At 44.1% G+C, this 20161-nt stretch carries 15 protein-coding genes; 6 read left to right on the forward strand and 9 right to left on the reverse strand.

Features of this window, described 5'->3' with window-relative positions; all coding sequences use genetic code 11:
* Positions 1 to 82 precede the first annotated feature (82 nt).
* The 3 genes from IJ23_RS13045 to yccS form a co-directional block, all read right to left on the reverse strand.
* Positions 83 to 385, reverse strand: a complete 303-nt coding sequence (locus IJ23_RS13045; RefSeq protein WP_017635368.1) for a hypothetical protein — start codon at positions 383 to 385, stop codon at positions 83 to 85.
* Positions 386 to 465: 80 nt separating this feature from the next.
* Entirely contained in the window at positions 466 to 696 is a 231-nt protein-coding gene (locus tag IJ23_RS25415; RefSeq protein ID WP_005376575.1) for a hypothetical protein, read from the reverse strand.
* 189 nt (positions 697 to 885) lie between these two features.
* Positions 886 to 3039: a YccS family putative transporter gene (gene yccS / locus IJ23_RS13055; protein ID WP_033906473.1), complete on the reverse strand. Its 2154-nt coding sequence runs from the start codon at positions 3037 to 3039 to the stop codon at positions 886 to 888.
* A gap of 324 nt (positions 3040 to 3363) precedes the next feature.
* Here yccS and helD point away from each other — a divergent pair, with 324 nt between their 5' ends.
* Positions 3364 to 5433 (forward strand): DNA helicase IV, encoded by a 2070-nt coding sequence (gene helD, locus IJ23_RS13060; RefSeq protein WP_033906474.1) that lies wholly within the window; start codon positions 3364 to 3366, stop codon positions 5431 to 5433.
* Between the two features lie 77 nt (positions 5434 to 5510).
* Here the strand turns inward: helD and IJ23_RS13065 are convergent, their stop codons facing one another.
* Positions 5511 to 5966: a methylglyoxal synthase gene (locus tag IJ23_RS13065; protein WP_005376571.1), complete on the reverse strand. Its 456-nt coding sequence runs from the start codon at positions 5964 to 5966 to the stop codon at positions 5511 to 5513.
* A gap of 64 nt (positions 5967 to 6030) precedes the next feature.
* Positions 6031 to 7080 carry a TMAO reductase system periplasmic protein TorT gene (torT, locus tag IJ23_RS13070; RefSeq protein ID WP_080960073.1) on the reverse strand — a complete coding sequence of 350 codons (1050 nt, stop codon included), beginning with the start codon at positions 7078 to 7080 and terminating at the stop codon, positions 6031 to 6033.
* A 43-nt stretch (positions 7081 to 7123) separates the two neighbouring features.
* On the opposite strand from torT, the gene torS reads away from it, so the two are divergent.
* Positions 7124 to 10087, forward strand: a complete 2964-nt coding sequence (gene torS / locus IJ23_RS13075; protein ID WP_033906476.1) for a TMAO reductase system sensor histidine kinase/response regulator TorS — start codon at positions 7124 to 7126, stop codon at positions 10085 to 10087.
* Positions 10088 to 10137: 50 nt separating this feature from the next.
* On the opposite strand, the gene IJ23_RS13080 is transcribed toward torS, so the two are convergent.
* The 3 genes from IJ23_RS13080 to IJ23_RS13090 form a co-directional block, all read right to left on the reverse strand.
* The gene (locus tag IJ23_RS13080; protein WP_005376565.1) at positions 10138 to 10329 is read right to left on the reverse strand and encodes a hypothetical protein; all 192 of its coding nucleotides are present in this window, start codon (positions 10327 to 10329) and stop codon (positions 10138 to 10140) included.
* Positions 10330 to 10347: 18 nt separating this feature from the next.
* A complete protein-coding gene (locus IJ23_RS13085) occupies positions 10348 to 12702 on the reverse strand; it encodes a fatty acid cis/trans isomerase (protein WP_033906477.1) in 2355 nt (784 codons plus the stop codon).
* An 80-nt stretch (positions 12703 to 12782) separates the two neighbouring features.
* The gene (locus IJ23_RS13090; protein ID WP_025767860.1) at positions 12783 to 13169 is read right to left on the reverse strand and encodes a winged helix-turn-helix domain-containing protein; all 387 of its coding nucleotides are present in this window, start codon (positions 13167 to 13169) and stop codon (positions 12783 to 12785) included.
* Positions 13170 to 13475: 306 nt separating this feature from the next.
* On the opposite strand from IJ23_RS13090, the gene IJ23_RS13095 reads away from it, so the two are divergent.
* Entirely contained in the window at positions 13476 to 15023 is a 1548-nt protein-coding gene (locus tag IJ23_RS13095) for an arylsulfatase (RefSeq protein ID WP_005376560.1), read from the forward strand.
* A 134-nt stretch (positions 15024 to 15157) separates the two neighbouring features.
* On the opposite strand, the gene IJ23_RS13100 is transcribed toward IJ23_RS13095, so the two are convergent.
* Positions 15158 to 16015, reverse strand: coding sequence for a LysR family transcriptional regulator (locus tag IJ23_RS13100; protein ID WP_200877253.1), 858 nt, complete (start codon positions 16013 to 16015; stop codon positions 15158 to 15160).
* A gap of 140 nt (positions 16016 to 16155) precedes the next feature.
* On the opposite strand from IJ23_RS13100, the gene IJ23_RS13105 reads away from it, so the two are divergent.
* From IJ23_RS13105 to IJ23_RS13115, 3 genes are all read left to right on the forward strand, one after another.
* A complete protein-coding gene (locus tag IJ23_RS13105) occupies positions 16156 to 17682 on the forward strand; it encodes an arylsulfatase (RefSeq protein WP_017635363.1) in 1527 nt (508 codons plus the stop codon).
* Positions 17683 to 17788: 106 nt separating this feature from the next.
* Entirely contained in the window at positions 17789 to 19090 is a 1302-nt protein-coding gene (locus IJ23_RS13110) for an anaerobic sulfatase maturase (protein WP_033906479.1), read from the forward strand.
* An 85-nt stretch (positions 19091 to 19175) separates the two neighbouring features.
* Entirely contained in the window at positions 19176 to 20159 is a 984-nt protein-coding gene (locus IJ23_RS13115) for an AAA family ATPase (RefSeq protein ID WP_033906480.1), read from the forward strand.
* The last annotated feature ends 2 nt before the right edge of the window (positions 20160 to 20161 follow it).

A 20161-nucleotide genomic window follows, 5' to 3' on the forward strand; every position in this document is an offset into this window, starting at 1 on the left:
GAGCGAAGCAAAGGGGTTATCTTGTTACGACGTTATAGTGATAGTTGGAAATTAAAATAGCGATAATTTGACGTTAAATCGCCTAAACGTGGATGTCTAGCAAGCTGCCAATGATTTCATTGTTTTTCTCTATGACAGACGCGCCAACTCGGTTATAACCAGCGGCTTGTGCTAGGTTGATGAGAGATTCAACTTTTTGAGAGGGAAGGCTAGGTGTTGAGGCTGTTATTGCGACATCCGCAACCGCAGCTAAATCGATGTTGTGATCAGAAAGCTCTTCTTTTACCTTACTTACATTATTGTAAATGCCATGTGCAGCTTTCTCGGCCATTTGTTGTGACATCTGAACGATGTGGTGTCCAGATTGAATTCCTGATACAGGCATATCACTACTCCCAACATTATGATAGTGAGAGCATAGGTGGAGTTTATAAAACGTTCAAGTGTTTTATATCAATGACTTGATTAGGCAAACAGTTTGGCAAGCATTTCTCTTTCTTCACCAGATAGAACCGGTTTTTGCGCTTTATTTAGTTTCACGCTGATCTCACCTTGTAATGACTTTAACTGACTTGCCGTTAAATCACTGAGCTTTTGTTTAAGTTCATTAAATTGTTGTGCGTTCATCTCAATACCTTCGTCGTGATTCGGTTTATCCGTCGTTGCCCGAAATTCTTCATCCTTTGGATACAACATATTTATTCAACCAAAATAGATTAGAATTTGATCGATTGCTTTTTGTCCGAATATTGTCAAGGTGTGTTAAGTGATACGTCAGATTTTTCCTAAGAAGGTACATAATTACCCACTTTGGGGTAGATGGAAGCGTAAAAAGAAAAAGGGAAGCGATATAGCGCTTCCCTCTTACATATGGTTTGAATGTTACTAACTTACCCTGACGGCAAACTTACTAGCAAGTGAATGAAGCTCTGGGAGCATGCGATAGATAAGATGAAGTTGCTGCAATACCATGCGGGCAGAGCTGTCGTCTTCATCGCGCCATTCGTTTAAGCGTTGCTCGAGTCCAGCATCATCAATATTAGATAGGTCACACTCCTCACAATGCTGGTGAAGCTGTTTATGAAGTACATCCAGATGCTGATGAATACAACGGTGAGCATCTAAAACGAGTTTATGAATTGACTCATCTTCGATGCGAGTTCTGTGCGCGCCTAATGCAGAAATATAGTTCAACATTGCGTGATTTAACGTTAGGAAGCGAAAACTTTCATCAACAGCTGCGCGATATTTGCCAGGCTCCGCCAGCATCGTACTAATCGCAGAAGAGAGTGAGGCATCATTATTATGGGCCTGGCGGCGAGCGATACGGTAGCTCAAATTGTCTTTCTTGCCGATTCTATACTGACCAATGATCTGATCGAGATACTGCTTGTTCGCCTCTATCGCATCCGACATAACTTTGTGAAGCCTTCTCGACTGCCAGTCGGGCAAAATAACTAATACTGCTCCTACTGCAAGCACACACCCGATGAGGGTATCTGCTAGTCGAGGAAGGACAACTGCGTAACCTTCACCTAGTTGATTAAATAAGAAGAGGACGAGCAGTGTAATAAAACCAGTCGCGTACCCATAGTTGTTCATCCGGAAGGCGAAAAACATCACACCAGAGATAACGATAAATACTAACTGGCTTTCTTGAGAAGGGAAAAAAGTCAGCAATGGTACACCAATCAACAAACCAGCTAATGTACCTATTACTCTTGCCGTCAATTTTTGGCGAGTGGCACTGTAGTTCGGTTGGCATACGAATAAAGTGGTTAAGAGTATCCAGTAACCTCGGTCGATGTTGAATATTTGAATGATTCCATAGCCAATCGTTAAGGCAATTGACATACGTAATGCATGCCGAAACAGCATCGAATCTTTGTGTAAATTTGCTGATATACGCTGCCACATCGCTTTTAGCGTGTGTGGGTTGGTATCGGCGAGGGTATCTTCTTCGAGGCCTTCAACATCTGGGTTGTTAATGTTATTAAGTTGTTTTTCTACCGTCGCTAAGTTATTGAATAAATATGTTAACTGCATCAGCAGACGTTTCCAGTGCCCTTGCTTTTGTTCTTCTAGATAAGCAAGAGAGTTTTGTACTTCAGCTAATGCCAGAATAGATTGATCGGTATGGGAGTATTCATTTCCTAGCTGAATGGCTAGTGCAATATCACGACACGCTTGGGCTTGAGACTCCAAAAGATATTTAAAACGAAACAGCACATCAGAACGTTCAAATTCGGTCGCTAAATCCTGATAGCGATAATGGCTAGAACTGACGCGTTCGTGAATGTCTTGAGCGATGAAATAAATATTTAAAAATCGGTCACTAGGCCCATCAATGTGACCCCGTTTCGATCGGTTAAGTAATGTGGTTTTACAAGCGTTTAGTGCCGTAACCGTGGCAGCATTGCATTTTGCAGCTTCAATCCGCAGCGGTTGTGGCGTCAAGTTGGTCACAGGGTGAAAAAGCTTGGCTTTCGCATCAAGATAATTCGCCATTTGGAAGAACACATTGGCTAAGCTTTGTTGCACCGGTTGAAGAGGCCAAAATATCTGCCAAATCATGGACATGAAGTAATACCAGGCGGCACCAGTTAAAAGCAGTAGTGGCTGAAACCAAATGTTGGTGCTTTCATGTGCGCCAAGCATAGTATAAATAGCGATCAGCAACGAACCAAAAGCAATACTCGCGTACTTAGGACCTATCGCTCCAAGAATGATGAAGCCGAAGGTTGAGATAAATAATCCCAACGCAAAAGCCCAAGGGGTATCGAACAAGATTTCAATTGAAAAAGCAGCAAGCGCAAAACAGAGAAAGGTGAGAGTCAGAGCCTTGATGCGTCCAGTGAAACTGTCATCACTTTCAGCCAAAGCAGCAGCAATAACACCTAATATTAATGGCGTTATCAGCGTGTTTTGCTCGAAGTACCAAGTTGGGATAACCACACCCAGTAAGGTAATAAGGATAAGAACGCTGTAATTTATCGTCTTGTTTGCCCAATATAGCCGAAATTTAGAAGTTGCTTGCACAATGCGCCTTATGTTTCCGATGAAGAACAGGGGGAATACTACCAGACCCACTATAGCGCGTTTATGATTTACTTTAAGAAAAATTCGTGGTTGTTGATAAAATCAGCAGGGATGTCATCGACTTATATTAAAACTGCCAGGTCATGTATTGAGGATTGTAAAGCCAGCTTCAAATAACCTCAGCTTTAGGTTATTAAATCGACAGTAATGTGAATTTTATTAAAGAATAGAAGAAGAAGCTTACTTAGGAGCTCGCCGTTGCTACAATTTAGCGCCTTAAAATGATATAAATCGACAACTTCTAAACTAAAAGGCGCACGTTTCATGCAGCTTACTGCCACTAGCAAAGCACAGTTTTTTATTCAAAATGAGTACCATCACGTCGAAATAAAAGAGAACAGTGTTTTATTAAGCTCGATAGGCAGTGAAGAACATATTCCTTTTACGATCTGGAATGGCAAAGTTAGCGTAAAGCGTGGGTTATTATGGAGCTCTTTACAGTTTTTTGCTCATGAACACGAAGGCAAACAACAAAGCTGGCTAGTCCAAGGTTTACCGTGGCCACAATGCCGAAAGTTCGCGCTTGAGGCCGTTCGTCAATATCAAGAGTGGCACAACACTCAGTGCCGAAAACTGGCTGAGTATCTACCTAAGTGGGAAGAAGAGCTTTACAAACTAAAGCACTTGCCTGCTTACTTATCGCATTCTCAAGTGGTCTCCTGGGTTGAAAGCCTTAACCAAGAGTTAAGCGAGATGAAAACCACCCTAGAAGAAGCCAAAATGCGAATGCCGAATCGTATGTCGCAAATAGAGCCTTGGCTCATTGATACCTCTGAGGCGCTTGGTGAGCGTAATCGCGATTGGCTAGAAGCAGAACGTCCAAATTGGGAAGTGCTGTTTAATCAAATTGAATCCTCTCCTTTGAATTTATCCCAGCAATATGCGGTATTGCTCAACGACGACCACAACTTAGTTCTTGCTGGGGCCGGCTCGGGCAAAACCAGCGTTTTAACCGCACGAGTTGCCTATTTGTTGCAAAGCCATCAAGCTCAAGCAGAAGAGCTTCTCATGTTAGCGTTCGGTCGTGATGCGGCGACTGAAATGAAAGAACGCTTAGTAGATAAAGTGGGCATGGCGGCAGACGGTGTGCGCGTAAACACATTCCATCAGTTGGGTTTGTATATTCTTAAACAAGTCGAACAGCAACCTGTCGAAATTAGTCCTTTAGCGTTGGACGAAAATCAACGAACAGCATGGTGTGTAGACTGGTTGAAAAAACATTGGATGACACCCACCAACTTTAAACGTTGGCAAAAACATTTAGACAAATGGCCGATTGCGTACCTAAAAGGGGATGATGAGTTAGGAAGCCATTCAGAAAATCCAAAACTGATCGCTTGGCTAGATTCGCAGCTGTCTCATTTAGCGTCGGTAGGGTTGACCAAAAAGCAAGTACAAGAAAAGCTCGTAAACCACCAAGACTATACGCGTTTAAATAGTGAACTCGCCTTATGCTGGCCATGTTTTACAGCGTGGCAGAAAATGCTTAAAGAAAGCAACCAAGTGGATTTCCCAACCATGATCAGTCGTGCGACAGATTATGTGAATAAAGGGAAGTTTGTCTCGCCATGGCGCTTTATTATGGTCGATGAGTATCAAGATATCTCTCCAGATCGTCTGGCATTGATTGAAGCACTGTGTGAATCCACTCAGAAACAAGCAGGTGCCACGTTATTTGCTGTTGGCGACGATTGGCAAGCGATCTATCAGTTTGCAGGAGCGGATGTCGATCTTATCACTGGCTTTAAAGAACGCTTTGCTCACTCTACCGTTCATCACTTAGATACAACTTATCGTTTCAACAATCAGATTGGTGATGTAGCGAATACATTCGTGCAGCAAAACCCATCGCAGTTGCCGAAAACACTAAACAGCCACAAACAACGCAAGCAGAAGAGCGTACATACCGCGCCGAGCAATCAAGTGGAAAAGATCTTGGATCACTTGAATCAGCAAGCCAAGCAAACCAAGTCAGTTTTATTGCTAGGACGTAACCATTATCATAAGCCCGATTTGTTCGACGATTGGTTGCGACGTTTCCCTAATCTCGATATTCGCTTTATGACTTGCCATGCGAGTAAAGGACGCGAAGCTGACTTTGTGATTATTCTTTCTGTGGATGAGGGGCAATTCCCCGCTAAGAAGAAGCAAATTCACATTGATGGTGCGTTGACGGAGTCCAAAGACAAATTCCCTTACGCAGAAGAGCGCAGGCTATTTTACGTGGCGATTACACGTGCGAAAGAGAAGGTTTGGATCACGCATACTGGCGCGGGATCTGCATTCGTTCAAGAGCTCGTTAATGGTGACTATCCCATCGTGACTTCCCGTTAAATGCAACGTTTAGAATGTTAAAAACAGCAAGGGCGATACTTGGTATCGCCCTTGCTTTATTTGGTTGGCATCAAAGCTTACATGCGCTCAGCAAGATAGGCTTCGTAATCCGGTACTTCGATGTCTACTTCTTGCTCAAGAAGAGGGGAGTTAAACAGGAACTTAGCTGTGGCTCGGTTCGTTGCTACAGGAATATTCCAAACACTAGCAATACGAAGAAGCGCTTTAACATCTGGGTCGTGAGGTACGGCATTCAGTGGATCCCAAAAGAAAACGAGAACGTCGATTTTGCCTTCTGAAATGAGAGCGCCTAGTTGTTGATCACCGCCCATCGGACCACTGATCATGCTCTTGATCGCAAGTCCAGTTTCTTTACTCAGCATGTGTCCTGTCGTGCCAGTTGCGTAAAGGAAGTGACTCTGTAGCTTTTCTTTGTTTTCTTTTACCCAGCGAAGTAGCTCAGGTTTGCAGTTGTCGTGAGCGACCAAAGCCACATGTTTATGGGTTGGCATGGTACGAATGGTTTTTTGCATCAAGATGTTTCCGTTTGTATGATTTTAAAATTGTTGTGACTCAATAGAACACGTTTTTGGTCTTTCAATCAACAGCCTTAACACGGAATGTCGGCCTATATTCTGACGGAGATAACGATTCTTCGATCGTGTCGTCATGAAGCGTCTTCGGAGTCAGTGGTTTGATGGTTGGTGAGGCATGTTTGTCATAAGCTTCACCTCTTAAGTAATGCGTTGCTTGCATCACGGAAAGCCGACCTTGCTGCACCATTTTATCTGTTGGTGCGAAGAGTACTTTGTTACGTAACAGGCCTCGATATACACCATGACTTAAGTACACAGAAACTAAACCGATCTCCTCAGCTTTGCCGGCACTGCGCAGCTCACTGATGGCCGCTTCAATCGCCACTGCACTGCCAACAATGTAATCTATATTTCCCATATCGATCACACGTTGAACTAGGTTACGTTGTAACTCCTTGTCGTTGTCTGCCCAAAATGAGTCAACAATGTTGATATCACTTCCTTGTATCGCTTCATAAAATCCGGCAGTAACGGGTTTCGTACCACCACGAGTTCGCGGCCCCAAAAGTAAGGCAATGTTGGTTTTTCCTGACCCCTTTGGATGGCGAGCTGCCAAATATTGACCCGCTTCGTATCCCATCCAATGCCAGTCAACACCGACAGTCCCTTTTAGCAACTCACTTTGTTCTTCATCCAAGTCGAGTTGGTTCACAGTAGCAAAAACGGGAGTATTCCCCACCCAATTTTTAAGTGAATGCTCGTAAGCCTGTGGGTCCACGGTCCCAAGGATAACCGCATCTGCTCCCCATTGGTTACACAGTGCGAGTTGTTGTTCTTGACGGGTTTTGTTTGGGTAGCCGCCCGCTTCAAGGACTCGTAGCTCGACACCTTCTCTTTTCGCTTCGGACACCATTCCATAGTTTACTGACAACCAGTATGAATCCTTTAGGTGAGGGTATATTGCACATATTTTCTCTGCGGCAACCGCTGGCAAAGAAGCAACTAGGGTTAAAGTGGCTGCAGAATGTTTGAAAAATGTGCGAAATGCGTGTTGATTTTTAACCATGAAATGAAGTTCGTTGGCATAGATTAAGTAAACACTGCAAAATATAACGTAATATGTCGCTGAACACGAACATTAAGGTCATGAAAATATGCTGCTAGCAACTGCAAGCATCGGTCGTAAACTTTTGTTGTCTTTCATTGCGATGGCAATACTGGTCATGTTATCGGCACTTATTGGTGTGTCTGGATTTTCTTTGGTTGCCAAAACCGAAAGAAATGTCGTGGATTCTGCGATTCCCGCCATGATTGAGGCGAGACAAGTCTCTGAGTTGAGTACTCGTATTATTTCGTCTGTACAAATGTTGTCGAACGCAAGAAACGAGCAGGAAAGAAAGGAGTCAGGGCGAGTTCTGTTCGAACAGCTCGAGTCTTTACTCACTCACATCAAGGAGCTCGGGAGTGAGTCGTTCGATTCTCAATTGTTAGAAGCTTTAGAGAATAACGTCCAGAACGTTATCGACAATTTGGCAGAACTCGGTGTTTCGGTTGAAAAAAAGCTGTGGCTTGCAAAAGAGATAGATACTCGTGTTGAAGAAATGCGTCTGCTCAGTGAAGAGCTAGAACAACTAACTCGTACGCAAGTTCAGAATACAAGCACCATTGCTGTTGCTAACGTCACGCATATTTATGACTTATTAGAATCGAATAAAAAGTCGCAAGTTTATCAGGCGCTAGATGCACTGGTGGAGGTCGATCTTGATCTGACTGAGCGATTGCATGAACTGCACTTGTTGGCCTTTAAAATGTTGAATCAGATTGAAGAGGCTCGGACATTAACGAATATTGAGCGAATTCAACAGGTTCAAAGTGATTTCGATAGCAACCTCAAAATCATGCAACGCCGTGTACTCGCTGTGGAAGATCCTACGCGCTCTAAGCAAATGAGCCAACTGCTCATAGAGCTTGGTAAGCGTCAGGTCGTATTTTCTATACTGATGCAGCAATACGAGAATAACGAACAGTCACAACAGCTGATGCAAAAGACATTAGAGTTGTTCTCAGAGCTTAATGGCACGGTCAACAAATTGGTTGATGATTCAAACAAAACCACTACCGTCGCTGTAGACCAATTGACCAGCACATTGAAATTCGCTCAGTGGTCTCTAACCGTTATTTCAATTGTTGGTTTGATTGTATTGGTGCTGATTTTATGGCGTGTGGTGTACCTTTCTGTTGTGAAGCGGTTAGCGGAATATTCCGCTGCGTTGCTGTCTGTGGCACAGGGTAACTTAGCGGTTGAGTTGGAAGTGAAAGGCAAAGATGAGTTGGCGCATATGGGGCAGGCCATCATCACGGCTCGTAATACCGCGCAAGCACTAAAAGTGGTAGCAGAGGGTGAAGCTCAAGCCAAGCGAGAGCTTGAGGAGCATAAAGAGCATTTAGAAGAGCTTGTTGAGCAACGCACTTCGCAGTTAAAACAAGCCAACCGCCGTTTGAATGAAGAGGTTTTGAATCACGCTAAAGCTCGCAAGCAAGCAGAGCAAGCGAGCCGAGCAAAATCGGCATTCTTGGCGACGATGAGCCATGAGATAAGAACGCCAATGAACGGAGTGTTGGGGACAGCACGCTTGCTGATTGACTCAGGCCTCAACCCAATTCAAAAGCGTTATGCGGAAATCATTAATCGTAGTGGTAAAACGTTGCTTGCGATCCTTAATGATGTGCTGGATTACTCCAAGATTGAAGCGGGGCATTTAGAAATTCGTCACATGGGCTTCGATTTACACCAAATGGTGGAGGACACTTTCCAGTTAATGAACAGTCGAGCACAAGAGAAGAAGCTGCTGTTCTCCTACCATATTGAAAGTGATGTTAGTCGCTACTGGAAAGGGGATGTCACCAGAATCAGTCAGGTGCTGAACAATCTTGTTGGTAACGCGATTAAGTTCACTGACGAAGGAGAAATTGATATCTACGTTAGCCTGAACCCTGAGGACGAGTCGCAAGTCCTGTTTGAAGTATCAGACACTGGAATAGGAATTGCCAAAAAATACCAGAGAACGTTGTTTGATGCCTTCACGCAAGCTGAAGGTGGGATGAGCCAAACTGGAGGTACGGGGCTTGGACTTGCCATCAGTAAGCGAATCATTGAAGCGATGGGCGGTGTTTTAGAAGTCGATTCCGAAGAGGGAAATGGTAGCCGATTCTGGTTCTCTATTCCGTTAGAGGAAAGCGAACCTGTTGAAACAGGAACCGTGGCAACCGCACGTTGCAAAGTGAAAGCAAAGGTCTTGCTGGTAGAAGATAATGAAGTCAACCGAGTGGTCGCGGAAGGCTTTCTAGAAAGCATGGGGCATCAAGTCGTGATGGCAGAAAACGGCTCACAAGCAGAGCAACTGATCAGCACACAAGATTTTGATATCGCTTTGGTCGACATCAACCTCCCTGATTGTGATGGAACTGAGTTGATCCAACGCTTAAAGCGGATTGAGTGTGATAAGCCGGCCAATAAAGCGCTTGCCGTCACGCCAATGATTGCAGTGTCTGCGCACGTTTTTGCGGAAGAAGTTGAGCGCTATCTAGCCGCTGGTTTTGACGGATACTTGCCTAAGCCATTGGCAAAAGAGGCACTCGCGGCATTGATTCAGGATGCGCTAGACGGAAAGCCGTTGTTGTTGCCACAAAATGCCGATTGTACCCCGTTTGATCAAATTTCACCTCAAGAACAAGAGCTACAATCAAAGGTCGTTCAAGCACCTAAAATAAAGGAACCCGATGTGGTTATCATTAATCCGAGCGTGATTGAGTCCGATATGAAAATCTTGGGCAGAGATAAGATGTTGCACATTATTAATCTGTTTAGAGCCACCAGCACCGATGTATTAAGCAAGCTGCAAGCGTCTGCTGAGGACAATGATAGTAAAGAAGTAAAGAACCTTGCCCATAAATTAAAGGGCAGTGCAGGAAGTTTAGGACTAACTGCGCTAATGAACGCTTGCCAAGCAATTGAAGCCGCGCCTCAACCTCTAGATACCTATAATGCGACTAAAGATGATTTAGTTTCTCAAGTGTCTGCATCAATTCAAGCTCTGGATGAGTTAATGGCGAAGTAATCCATCGAGCATTGAAAATAAAAAAACCTCCGGCTTTCCGGAGGTTTTTTCTATTCGGTCATGTCATCTTCCCACTCGAATCGAGTGTCTAGGGCATAAGGGTCATCATCAAAAGGATGTTCCACTTTGCCACGTAAGTATTCGAGTTGATGCTCAAGCATATTGACCGTTTCGTAGTCTCCCTCAGAACAAGCAACGTAAATCTGTTGTTCAAGAGCGGCAATGTTATCTCGGATACCCATGAGAACCCCCTTAAATCATCATCGATTCTCAAAACGATTATAGTCAAGTAATCCAAATTCGATCGGTTGTTTTGTACGGTACCAATTGTGTAAACGATCGCTAAATGACCAGAATTTTTCTGAGCTTCTACGAATCGCAAAATTATCCAATAACTTAACGTAATCGGACTCGTTTTGGATGGCACTAAATTGATCGACAAAATCTTTTACTTGGTTTTCGTTGATCGAGAAAAATGCCGCAGGGTAGCTTCCCACAACGCCGCGTACAATGGTCATATCATCGTTAGCAAAGTCACGGTTACTTTCTTCATCAAACAAGCTAGAGATGTTTGTGTGTGCATTGTTGTGAAGTAAGGTGAACAGTTCATCTTCCCCTGATTGACTTCTCACCATAAGCATAGTGATTTGCGGAACGGTTTTTAGGCCTTCACCACGAACGTGGTCAATACTTTTTAGTTGCTTTTCACTACTCGCAGAAAGAGCTGTGCCTTGAATTTCGTAGCGAGGCAGAAGCACATCTGAAACATGTTCGCTCAACAACTCCACCAACTCCGTTTTTGGATCGTCACTCTTATACTGAACGCTGGTTGGTTGGTTAAACGGCTTCACATTTCGTTGTAAAAAGTCACTCAACTGCGGGCTTTGATCTTTATACCAGCTAGATTGCAGTTCATGGCGCATATCGGCGGGTAACAACGAGATAAAGTTACTTTCGCCTTCTAGACGCAAGAAGTCCATAAACATTCGTGTCATGAGCTGATGGCCGAAGTTACCGTAAACGTCAAACCCAGCAACAAGCAAATAGTGGATACGCTCTAGTAACGCGTAGTCAAGAATCCACACTGTTTTAGGCTGCTCACCAACTAACCCTTGAACAACAGAAGCACTATCAAAATGGCGGAATATCGTTAATGCCGCATTATGGTTGGTGCCATTACCGTCCCAAATTACATCGGTGGATAGGTTTTCACCTTCTTTAAACCAGTTATTAGTGAACTCAGATTTAGCCTCTAGGTAGCGAGCTTGCTGGCGCGCGTACTTGACCCAGTTGGTAACAGGTAGCGTGTTACTTTCTTGTTCTGCCGGTAGTTTTAGGTTATCAGCCTGAGATCGGTAAAACTCATTTACTTCTGGGATGTCTGCTTTATCTGGATCAAGGAAAAACACCCAAAAGCGATCATTGATAACATTCAATGCCAGTTGGCCACGACAAACTGGGCCTTTGATGTATGCCATTATTGTATTTTGTGCATTATCTAGCATGAACTTAAAGCGCGACTTCACTGGAAGGTCGATGAATGATGTCATCGGGTTTGCAGCAACTTCTGGTTCATAACTCGGTAGCTTACTAACCATGTAATCAGCATCAATAAACCAAGTTTTCCAGTTCTCTATGCGTTGCTTGTTTAACGCGAATGGCATGTGAGTTTTATCTACTATGGTCCCTTGCTCTGGAATAATTCGATAAAACACACGTTCAACCCCTGGATCATCGTACGGGCGACGCGTTGAAATACGTTTGACGGGCTGTCCTGGTGGTGTCGCAGAGCGGACGAGCGTGAAGAATCGGGGATCTTCATCGAGTTCCGAAAAGTAGAGATGAGATAAAAACAAATGCTCATATATATACCTAGCCATCAGCTGATTTTTCAAATCAGAGTGGTTAAGTAATGTTTCGTACTTATCTATTTGCGCTTGCTCATTCTCACTAACAGGTTGGTGAACGTTCATTATTGCGCCGTTTTCCAACCAAGTCATGAGAGTGTGGTATTCACTGTTTGATAGATTTGGCATACCAAAAGGCATGCCCCAGGTTGGGTTATCCTTTTCGTATTGCTCGTATTCTTCAATCGTTGGACAGGTTTGCTCTCGGTCTATCGAAAAGTCAAAGCCTTCTAACTGGACTTGGTCAGGCAATGGGTGGCGCTCTTTTTGCTGTAGCAAACGTGCGATAAGGCCTGCGTCAATGTTGGCTGCCATGCTTTGATCACGTTCGTTGAGAACCGGATGAAAACCCGCATCGCGCCACTCTTGGGTTGTTTCTGCATCTTCGAATAAGCGTGTTGGTGCTGCGGCTGTGAGTCTTGTTCCTTCATATACCAGTGCTTTACTCGCACCACGGTCAATGCCTTCAACAGAAGAGAGCTTAAGCTGACATGGTGCATCGTAGCACGCGTGGCAGACGACACAGCGGTTATCCATAATGGGTTTAACTTCGCTTTGGAAGAAGTTTGCTTGAGGGGTTTCCACGTCAACTGTGCGTTCACGCACGAGCTGTGGACCAAACAGTTGGTCATAGTTAAGACCAGCATAGGTTGCACAGCCGGCAAACAAAGTAGCAATGCAAAGTGTAAAAATTAAGCGCAAATTCATTGAGTTACTTTACGTGATTAGAATTTGCATTAATTAAAGCAAAATAAGCGGTCAATTACCAAAAGTTGGGTCAATTAGCGTTAATTTTTCTGTTGATTGTTTGAGCGCTTGAAAATGTAACCCTGGCGGTGGACTGTCTGAATTCTGTCTGTTGGAACGCCTTCGTGAACTAGACGCTTTCTCATTCTGCTCATGTGCATATCGAGTGCTCGATCATGTTCAGTAAATTCACGTTTTAGTACTGTTTCGTAAAGAAAATGCTTACTAAGTACTTGATCTTGATGGTGAGTGAGAGTTTGCAGCAGCTTAAATTGAATGCTTGTCAACTGAACAGATTTCTTGTTTGGCAAGTAATTGAGTACCACAGAGTGAGTGCGCTTATCTAGTAATAGCTCCTCATCATTATGGTGAACGCCGTTGTGTTGGCATTGGGAAGTTTTTCCATTTGAAACCTTGGAGTCAAGCACACGGGTACCTTAATTATTAATAGTAGTAAAACGTATTATCATTAATATTTATGTAAAAGCAATCAGGTACTTTATGAGCACTGTGATATGCGTAGACAATCTTAATACTTGAGATTACCAGTAGTGATGAATGGTGCGATGGCGCTCTGAACTAAAGTGCTATTGGAGTGCGTATTAGCTACAAATAACGGTGTAATGTTAGGCAAAGATAGAAAGAATTCTCATTTAGTAAATTCGCTTATCCGCTATTTGTGAACTATACATTCTGTTGCAGGAAGCACTTTTCTAATACACACAGAGGTTTATATGACAGCGAAATATGGCGTTAAACGCCGATTAGCGATTCTTGCCGCCGCTTTAATCGGTGCGACAAGTAGCAGTATCGCAGCAGAGAAACCAAATATTCTCGTCATTTGGGGTGATGATATTGGCCAGTCCAATCTCAGTGCTTACACGTTTGGCTTGATGGGGTACAAAACACCAAATATAGACAGTATCGCCAAAGAAGGCATGATGTTCACTGACTATTACGGTGAGCAATCTTGTACAGCGGGCCGTTCTACTTTCATTACGGGCCAAACCGTTCTTAGAACAGGTTTGAGTAAAGTGGGGCTTCCAGGTGCTGATCTTGGCTTGAAGGAAGAGGACGCAACCATTGCCGAAATGCTGAAGCCGATGGGCTATATGACAGGGCAATTTGGTAAAAACCACTTAGGTGATAAAGATGAGCACCTTCCTACTAATCACGGCTTCGATGAATTTTTTGGCAACCTTTATCACTTGAACGCCGAGGAGGAGCCAGAAAACGTCGATTATCCTAAAGATCCTGAGTTTCGTAAAAAGTTCGGTCCGCGCGGCGTTATCCGTTCGTACGCTGATGGCAAAATTGAAGATACAGGACCTCTAACTCGCAAGCGCATGGAAACCGTGGATGAAGAGACGTTAGATGCGGCACTCGACTTTATGGATCGTGCAGTCAAGGCTGAAAAACCTTTCTTTGTCTGGTGGAACGCAACTCGTATGCACTTCCGTACTCATGTGAAAGAAGAGAACTCTGGAAAAACAGGCATCAGCGAGTATGCAGATGGTATGGTCGAGCATGATAATCATGTAGGTCAGCTGCTGAAAAAAGTGGATGATTTGGGTATTAAAGACAACACAATCGTCTTTTACTCCACCGATAATGGCCCACACATGAACTCGTGGCCAGATGCAGGCACAACGCCATTCCGTGGAGAGAAAAATACCAACTGGGAAGGTGCGTACCGAGTTCCTGCGATGGTACGTTGGCCGGGTAAAATTAAAGCTGGCTCTGTTTCGAATGATATCATGCATCACATGGACTGGATGCCAACGTTCGTTGCTGCCGCGGGTGATGACAATATCAAAGAGAAATTGCTCAAAGGTTATAGTGCGAATGGTAAGAAATTCAAAGTTCACCTAGACGGCTATAACTTCCTACCATATTTGACTGGTAAAGAGGATAAGGCCCCACGTGAAGAAATTTTTTACTTCTCAGATGATGGAGACTTAACTGCACTTCGCTATAACAAATGGAAGCTGGTCTTTATGGAGCAACGAGCAAAAGGTACGTTGCGTATTTGGGCTGAACCATTCACCACACTTCGTGTTCCTAAGATCTTCAACTTGCGTATGGATCCTTACGAAGTGGCTGATATCACTTCTAACACTTACTACGATTGGATGCTAGACCGTGCTTACATGCTTGTTCCTGCGCAAGCTTACGTAGGCAGATTCCTTGAAACGTTTAAAGAGTTCCCACCAAGGCAAAAAGCAGCAAGCTTCTCGCTCGATCAAGTGATGGAGAAACTAAAAGAGAACCCAAATAAGTAAGAAAAGCTAAGTGAAGTTCCACATCTAGAAAGAGGCTCATTAAAGTGAGCCTCTTTTTTATCTGTAAAATTCTATCTATTAAGGTTTGTAGAAAGCTTGATGACGAAAACGCCTAACGCTTCAATTGACAAGATTTATAAACAAATTGGTTCGTAGTGGGCTGCCGTTAAGTTGGCTTTGATTTTTTCACGTAGAGCGATGTGGGCTGGGTTGTTTACCTCTCGCTTATGGTAGACGAACTTGTAAGGGATAGAGCGTATCGAAATGGGGCAGGGCAAAATTTGAAGTTTGAGCGCTTTGCTCCACTTGTTTGCAAAAGATTGAGACACGATCCCTAAACTGTCTCTTTGGGCGACATACAGCGCCATGCCCGCTAGCGAAGATGTGATCAAGTCGACTTTTCTTTCTTGAATTGTTTCCTTTGCTAGTTGCTCGAACCCCGACATGTTGTTCCATTTTCCTGAAAATAAACAGTGAGTTTCCTCATAAAATTGCTCTTTTGTGAGCGTGCCGTGTACACGGGGATGGTTCTCACTACAGATAACCACGGCTTCTTCCTCATAGGCATCTTCAATAATAAACGCTGCATCTTTCGTGATCACCGTATCGATTACTAGATCGACTTTTTGTTGTCTTAACAGCTCAAATAATAGGAATTTTTCGGGTGGTGATTCATAAAAAATAGTGTTCTTTATCGGGTCCATAATGTGCAACAAAATTTCCGAACAACACACTTCAAAATGATTTTTATCAGATATCGCATTGTCAATAATATTAACCGCTTGCTGGAGTTGCGGCAGTAATTGATAAGCGGTGGAGGTTAGTGCGATACCTCGCCCTTTTTTAACGAATAATTGCTTATCGACGACTTGCTCTAAACGCTTTATTGCAGCGCTCACAGCAGGTTGTGTAAGCCCTAATTGTTCCGCGGCTTTTGTATAAGATTGAAACTCCGCAACAACAAGAAAAGTTTGGATCAAATTCAAGTCCATAACATCACTCATAAATTTAATTTATAGGTTAACTAATTTTGACTGCATTTATCGCCTGAAATTAGTGCTTTATCTTATATCAACAATGGTATTGAAAGGCGAATACCATTTTTACGCACTAGCGAACTCTTGGAGATAATATGAAAAATGCGACCAAAACGAGCAGTAAAAAACTCGTACTTAACGCATGTACGTTAGCTTTGGGCGCTGCATCTGCAGTTGCACATGCAGCGGACAAACCCAACATTCTTGTCATCTTTGGTGATGATGTTGGTTACTGGAACCTTAGTACCTACAACCAAGGCATGATGGCGTACAACACGCCAAACATCGATAGCATTGCTAAAGAAGGTGCGAAGTTCACTAACTTCTACGCGCAGCAAAGCTCGACAGCAGGCCGTTCTGCATTCATCACTGGTCAAATGCCAAAACGTACAGGTCTATCAAAAGTGGGCTTACCAGGCGCTCCGGAAGGTATCTCGGAAAAAGATCCGACGATTGCAACCGTGCTTAAACAAATGGGTTACGCAACCGGACAATTTGGTAAGAACCATTTAGGTGACCGAGACGAGCATCTTCCTACCAACCACGGCTTTGATGAATTCTTCGGCAACCTATACCACTTGAACGCAGAAGAAGAGCCAGAGAACGTGGATTACCCTAAAGATCCGGAGTTCAAGAAGAAATTTGGCCCTCGTGGCGTTATCCATTCTTACGCTGATGGCAAAATCGAAGATACCGGTCCACTAACGCGTAAGCGTATGGAAAATGTTGATGGTGAGTTTCTTGATGCCGCAGAGAGCTTCATAGAAAAACAAGTAAAAGCGGACAAGCCGTTCTTTACTTGGTTTAACACCACTCGCATGCACAACTTCACGCATGTTCCTGAAGAATACCAAGGTAAAACAGGTGCCGGTTTCTACGCGGATGGTGTTAAGCAGCACGATGACCAAATCGGTCAGCTACTTAACAAGATCAAAGAGTTAGGTGTGGATGACAATACAATCATTGTTTACACCACTGACAACGGCCCTATGGTGGATTTGTGGCCGGATGCAGGGATGACACCGTTCCGCTCAGAGAAAAACACTGGCTGGGAAGGGAGTTTCCGTGTGCCAATGTTGATTAAATGGCCTGGAAAAATTGAGGCAGGTAAAACATTCAACGGCATGATGTCATTAGAGGACTTTTTCCCGACACTAGTTGCTGCGGCAGGTGATACCAAAGTTAAAGACGAGCTACTAAAAGGCAAAAAAGTTGGTGATATGGACTACAAAGTTCACCTAGACGGTTACAACCAACTGCCATATTTAACGGGTAAGTCAGACAAATCCGCACGAAATGAGTTCGTTTACTGGAGCGACGACGGCGATCTTGTGGCATTGCGCCAAGGAAAGTACAAGTTCCACTTTATGATTCAAGAGAATGAAACGGGTATGGATGTATGGCGTAAGCCGTTCACTAAACTTCGTGTGCCACTGATCTTTGACTTGAGCATTGATCCATTTGAACGAGGCGATCAAGGCATGGGTTATTCTCGTTGGATGTACGAGCGTTCATTCTTAATGATGCCAGCAATGGATACAGTGAAAGAGGTGATGGGTACATTCAAAGAATTCCCGCCTCGTATGGAAGCAGGTTCGTTCGTACCTAAGTCTTCTAAGTAAATTAAGATTATATAGCGCTTTTTGGAGCGCTATATACCCAAATAGCTTCACTTTTGCTGTACAGCGCTCACGAGGTTATTTGGGTATATGTAATAGTGAGAAACGTATGAGTAAGATTTCCCCTCGCCATTCTACTACTATGCCTATTGTTCCTCTTAAAACGGCGTCTAAAGCGCCTGTTCTGGGCGCGTATGACCGTCGATTCCATGTGATGGCAAAGCCAGGCGGAGCAAAGTGCAACATCGATTGTCAGTACTGCTTTTATCTGCATAAAGAAAATCTACTGCACCAAGAAAAGCAGCCAAAAATGGACGACGCAACACTGGAAGCGTTCGTGAAAAGCTATATCGAAAGTCAGGATGGCGAAGAAATTGTATTCTCATGGCAGGGCGGGGAGCCGACGCTGCTTGGGTTGGACTATTTCCGCAATGTCGTAGCTTTGCAAAAGAAATATCAGCCGAAAGGCGTTCGCATTGAAAACGACCTTCAGACCAACGGCATTTTGCTAAACGATGAGTGGTGTGCGTTTTTAAAAGAGCACAACTTCCTAGTTGGCTTGTCGATTGATGGACCACGAGAGCTGCACGACAAATATCGCAAAACCCGCAGCGGTAAGCCAACGTTTGATCTCGTGATGAAAGCGGTAGATAAGCTCAAAGCGCATGGCGTGAAATTCAACGCGTTGGTCACGGTGAATCGTCACAATGCGAAATACCCGCTCGAAGTATATCGATTTTTAACCCAAGAATTGGGTGTGACTTATATTCAGTTTGCGCCGGTGGTAGAAGCCAACAACTTTCAAACAACCGCGCCGCAGTTTTGGAACGAACAGATGATCCCAACCAAAGGCAGTGATCTGGCTAAACCGGGGCATCCAATGTCGATTGTAACGGATTGGTCAGTCGATCCTGAAGACTGGGGACGCTTTTTAATGGCGACCTTTGAAGAGTGGGTGAATAACGATCTTGGCCGTGTGCTGGTTAATCTGTTTGAAACCGCGGTGGCGCAAGTAATGGGGAAACCGTCTCAGCTTTGCGTGACGGCGGAGTTTTGTGGCAAAGGGTTGGCGATTGAGCACAATGGCGACGTGTTCAGTTGCGACCACTATGTGTATCCAGAATACAAACTCGCCAACATTCATGAACACTCACTGAATGAAATGGCCTTCTCTACAAGACAATATACTTTTGGCATGGCAAAACGCGATTCATTGCCGACGTATTGTAAGCAATGCCCTTACTTGCCTTATTGTTGGGGTGAGTGCCCAAAAAACCGTTTGATCAAAACGCCGAATGGTGAGAGTGGTCTAAACTATTTGTGTTCGGGAATCAAAATGTTCTTTGATTATGCGTTACCGATGTTGGTTGGTCTTGCACAACTTCTCCAATCTCAAGAACCGCAAAGATAACATAGTGAATATAACCTTAAGTTATTTCATTTGTTCTTATACTTAACTATCGAAAAGACGGCTTAAACCATTGAAAAGGTATCCTATGAACCACGCACAACAAGCGATAAAAGAACTCATCGAACAAACAGAAAAAAGCGTCATTGGACAAAGCCACGTGGTTCGAGCTTTAGTCATTGGGTTATTAACAAATGGGCATATTCTGCTAGAAGGTTTACCGGGAACGGCAAAAACACGTTCCGTAAAATCGTTGGCGAACTTGTTAAACACCAGTTTTGGTCGAATCCAGTTTACGCCGGATCTTTTACCATCTGACGTGACGGGTACTGAGGTTTATCAAGAGCTGGATGGTAAGCCGCAACTCCATTTTCAGTCAGGGCCAATTTTTAACAGCATTGTACTTGCTGATGAGGTCAACCGTGCACCAGCCAAAGTACAAGCGGCACTGCTTGAAGCCATGGCCGAAGGCACAATCACGGTAGGCGATAAAACTCACGTATTGCCAGACTTATTTATGGTGCTTGCAACGCAAAACCCAGTAGAGCAAGAGGGCACGTACCCACTGCCAGAAGCGCAAATGGACCGCTTTATCATGAAGGTTACCGTCGATTATCCAGAAGATGACGCCGAACGTGACATCATTCGTTTGGTGCGCAGTGAAGAATTGGGTGCGGAAACCAGCAGCGAAATTGTTACGCCAAAACACATCGAGCCAGACGTGGTGCTAGAAGCGCGTCGTCAGTTACCAAACATCGTGGTATCAGACCTAGTGGAAAACTACATCGTTGCGTTAGTGATGGCGACTCGTAAGCCAGAGCGTTATGCCGATTCAAACTTAGCAAAATGGATTGAGATTGGCTCTAGTCCTCGTGCTTCTATCGCACTCGACAAATGCGCTCGTGCGTATGCGTGGATGCAAGGACGTGACCACGTTACTCCTGACGATGTGCGTGCCATGGTTCCGTCTGTATTGGGCCACCGTTTTTCTTTGACCTACGATGCACTGGCAGATGGGGTCGATCATCAACGAGTCGTACAAGAGCTGCTAGATTGTGTAGAAATTGGGTAAGT

It is taken from the genome of Vibrio sp. OY15 (assembly GCF_000742455.1).
Classification (GTDB): Bacteria; Pseudomonadota; Gammaproteobacteria; order Enterobacterales; family Vibrionaceae; genus Vibrio; species Vibrio alginolyticus.

Bases quoted from the DNA above. Each gene is read 5' to 3' on its own strand.
- IJ23_RS13045 (WP_017635368.1), bottom strand. From the start codon at position 385: ATGCCTGTATCAGGAATTCAATCTGGACACCACATCGTTCAGATGTCA.
- IJ23_RS25415 (WP_005376575.1), bottom strand. From the start codon at position 696: ATGTTGTATCCAAAGGATGAAGAATTTCGGGCAACGACGGATAAACCG.
- helD (WP_033906474.1), top strand. From the start codon at position 3,364: ATGCAGCTTACTGCCACTAGCAAAGCACAGTTTTTTATTCAAAATGAG.
- IJ23_RS13065 (WP_005376571.1), bottom strand. From the start codon at position 5,966: ATGCAAAAAACCATTCGTACCATGCCAACCCATAAACATGTGGCTTTG.
- torS (WP_033906476.1), top strand. From the start codon at position 7,124: ATGCTGCTAGCAACTGCAAGCATCGGTCGTAAACTTTTGTTGTCTTTC.
- IJ23_RS13080 (WP_005376565.1), bottom strand. From the start codon at position 10,329: ATGGGTATCCGAGATAACATTGCCGCTCTTGAACAACAGATTTACGTT.
- IJ23_RS13085 (WP_033906477.1), bottom strand. From the start codon at position 12,702: ATGAATTTGCGCTTAATTTTTACACTTTGCATTGCTACTTTGTTTGCC.
- IJ23_RS13095 (WP_005376560.1), top strand. From the start codon at position 13,476: ATGACAGCGAAATATGGCGTTAAACGCCGATTAGCGATTCTTGCCGCC.
- IJ23_RS13100 (WP_200877253.1), bottom strand. From the start codon at position 16,015: ATGGACTTGAATTTGATCCAAACTTTTCTTGTTGTTGCGGAGTTTCAA.
- IJ23_RS13105 (WP_017635363.1), top strand. From the start codon at position 16,156: ATGAAAAATGCGACCAAAACGAGCAGTAAAAAACTCGTACTTAACGCA.
- IJ23_RS13110 (WP_033906479.1), top strand. From the start codon at position 17,789: ATGAGTAAGATTTCCCCTCGCCATTCTACTACTATGCCTATTGTTCCT.
- IJ23_RS13115 (WP_033906480.1), top strand. From the start codon at position 19,176: ATGAACCACGCACAACAAGCGATAAAAGAACTCATCGAACAAACAGAA.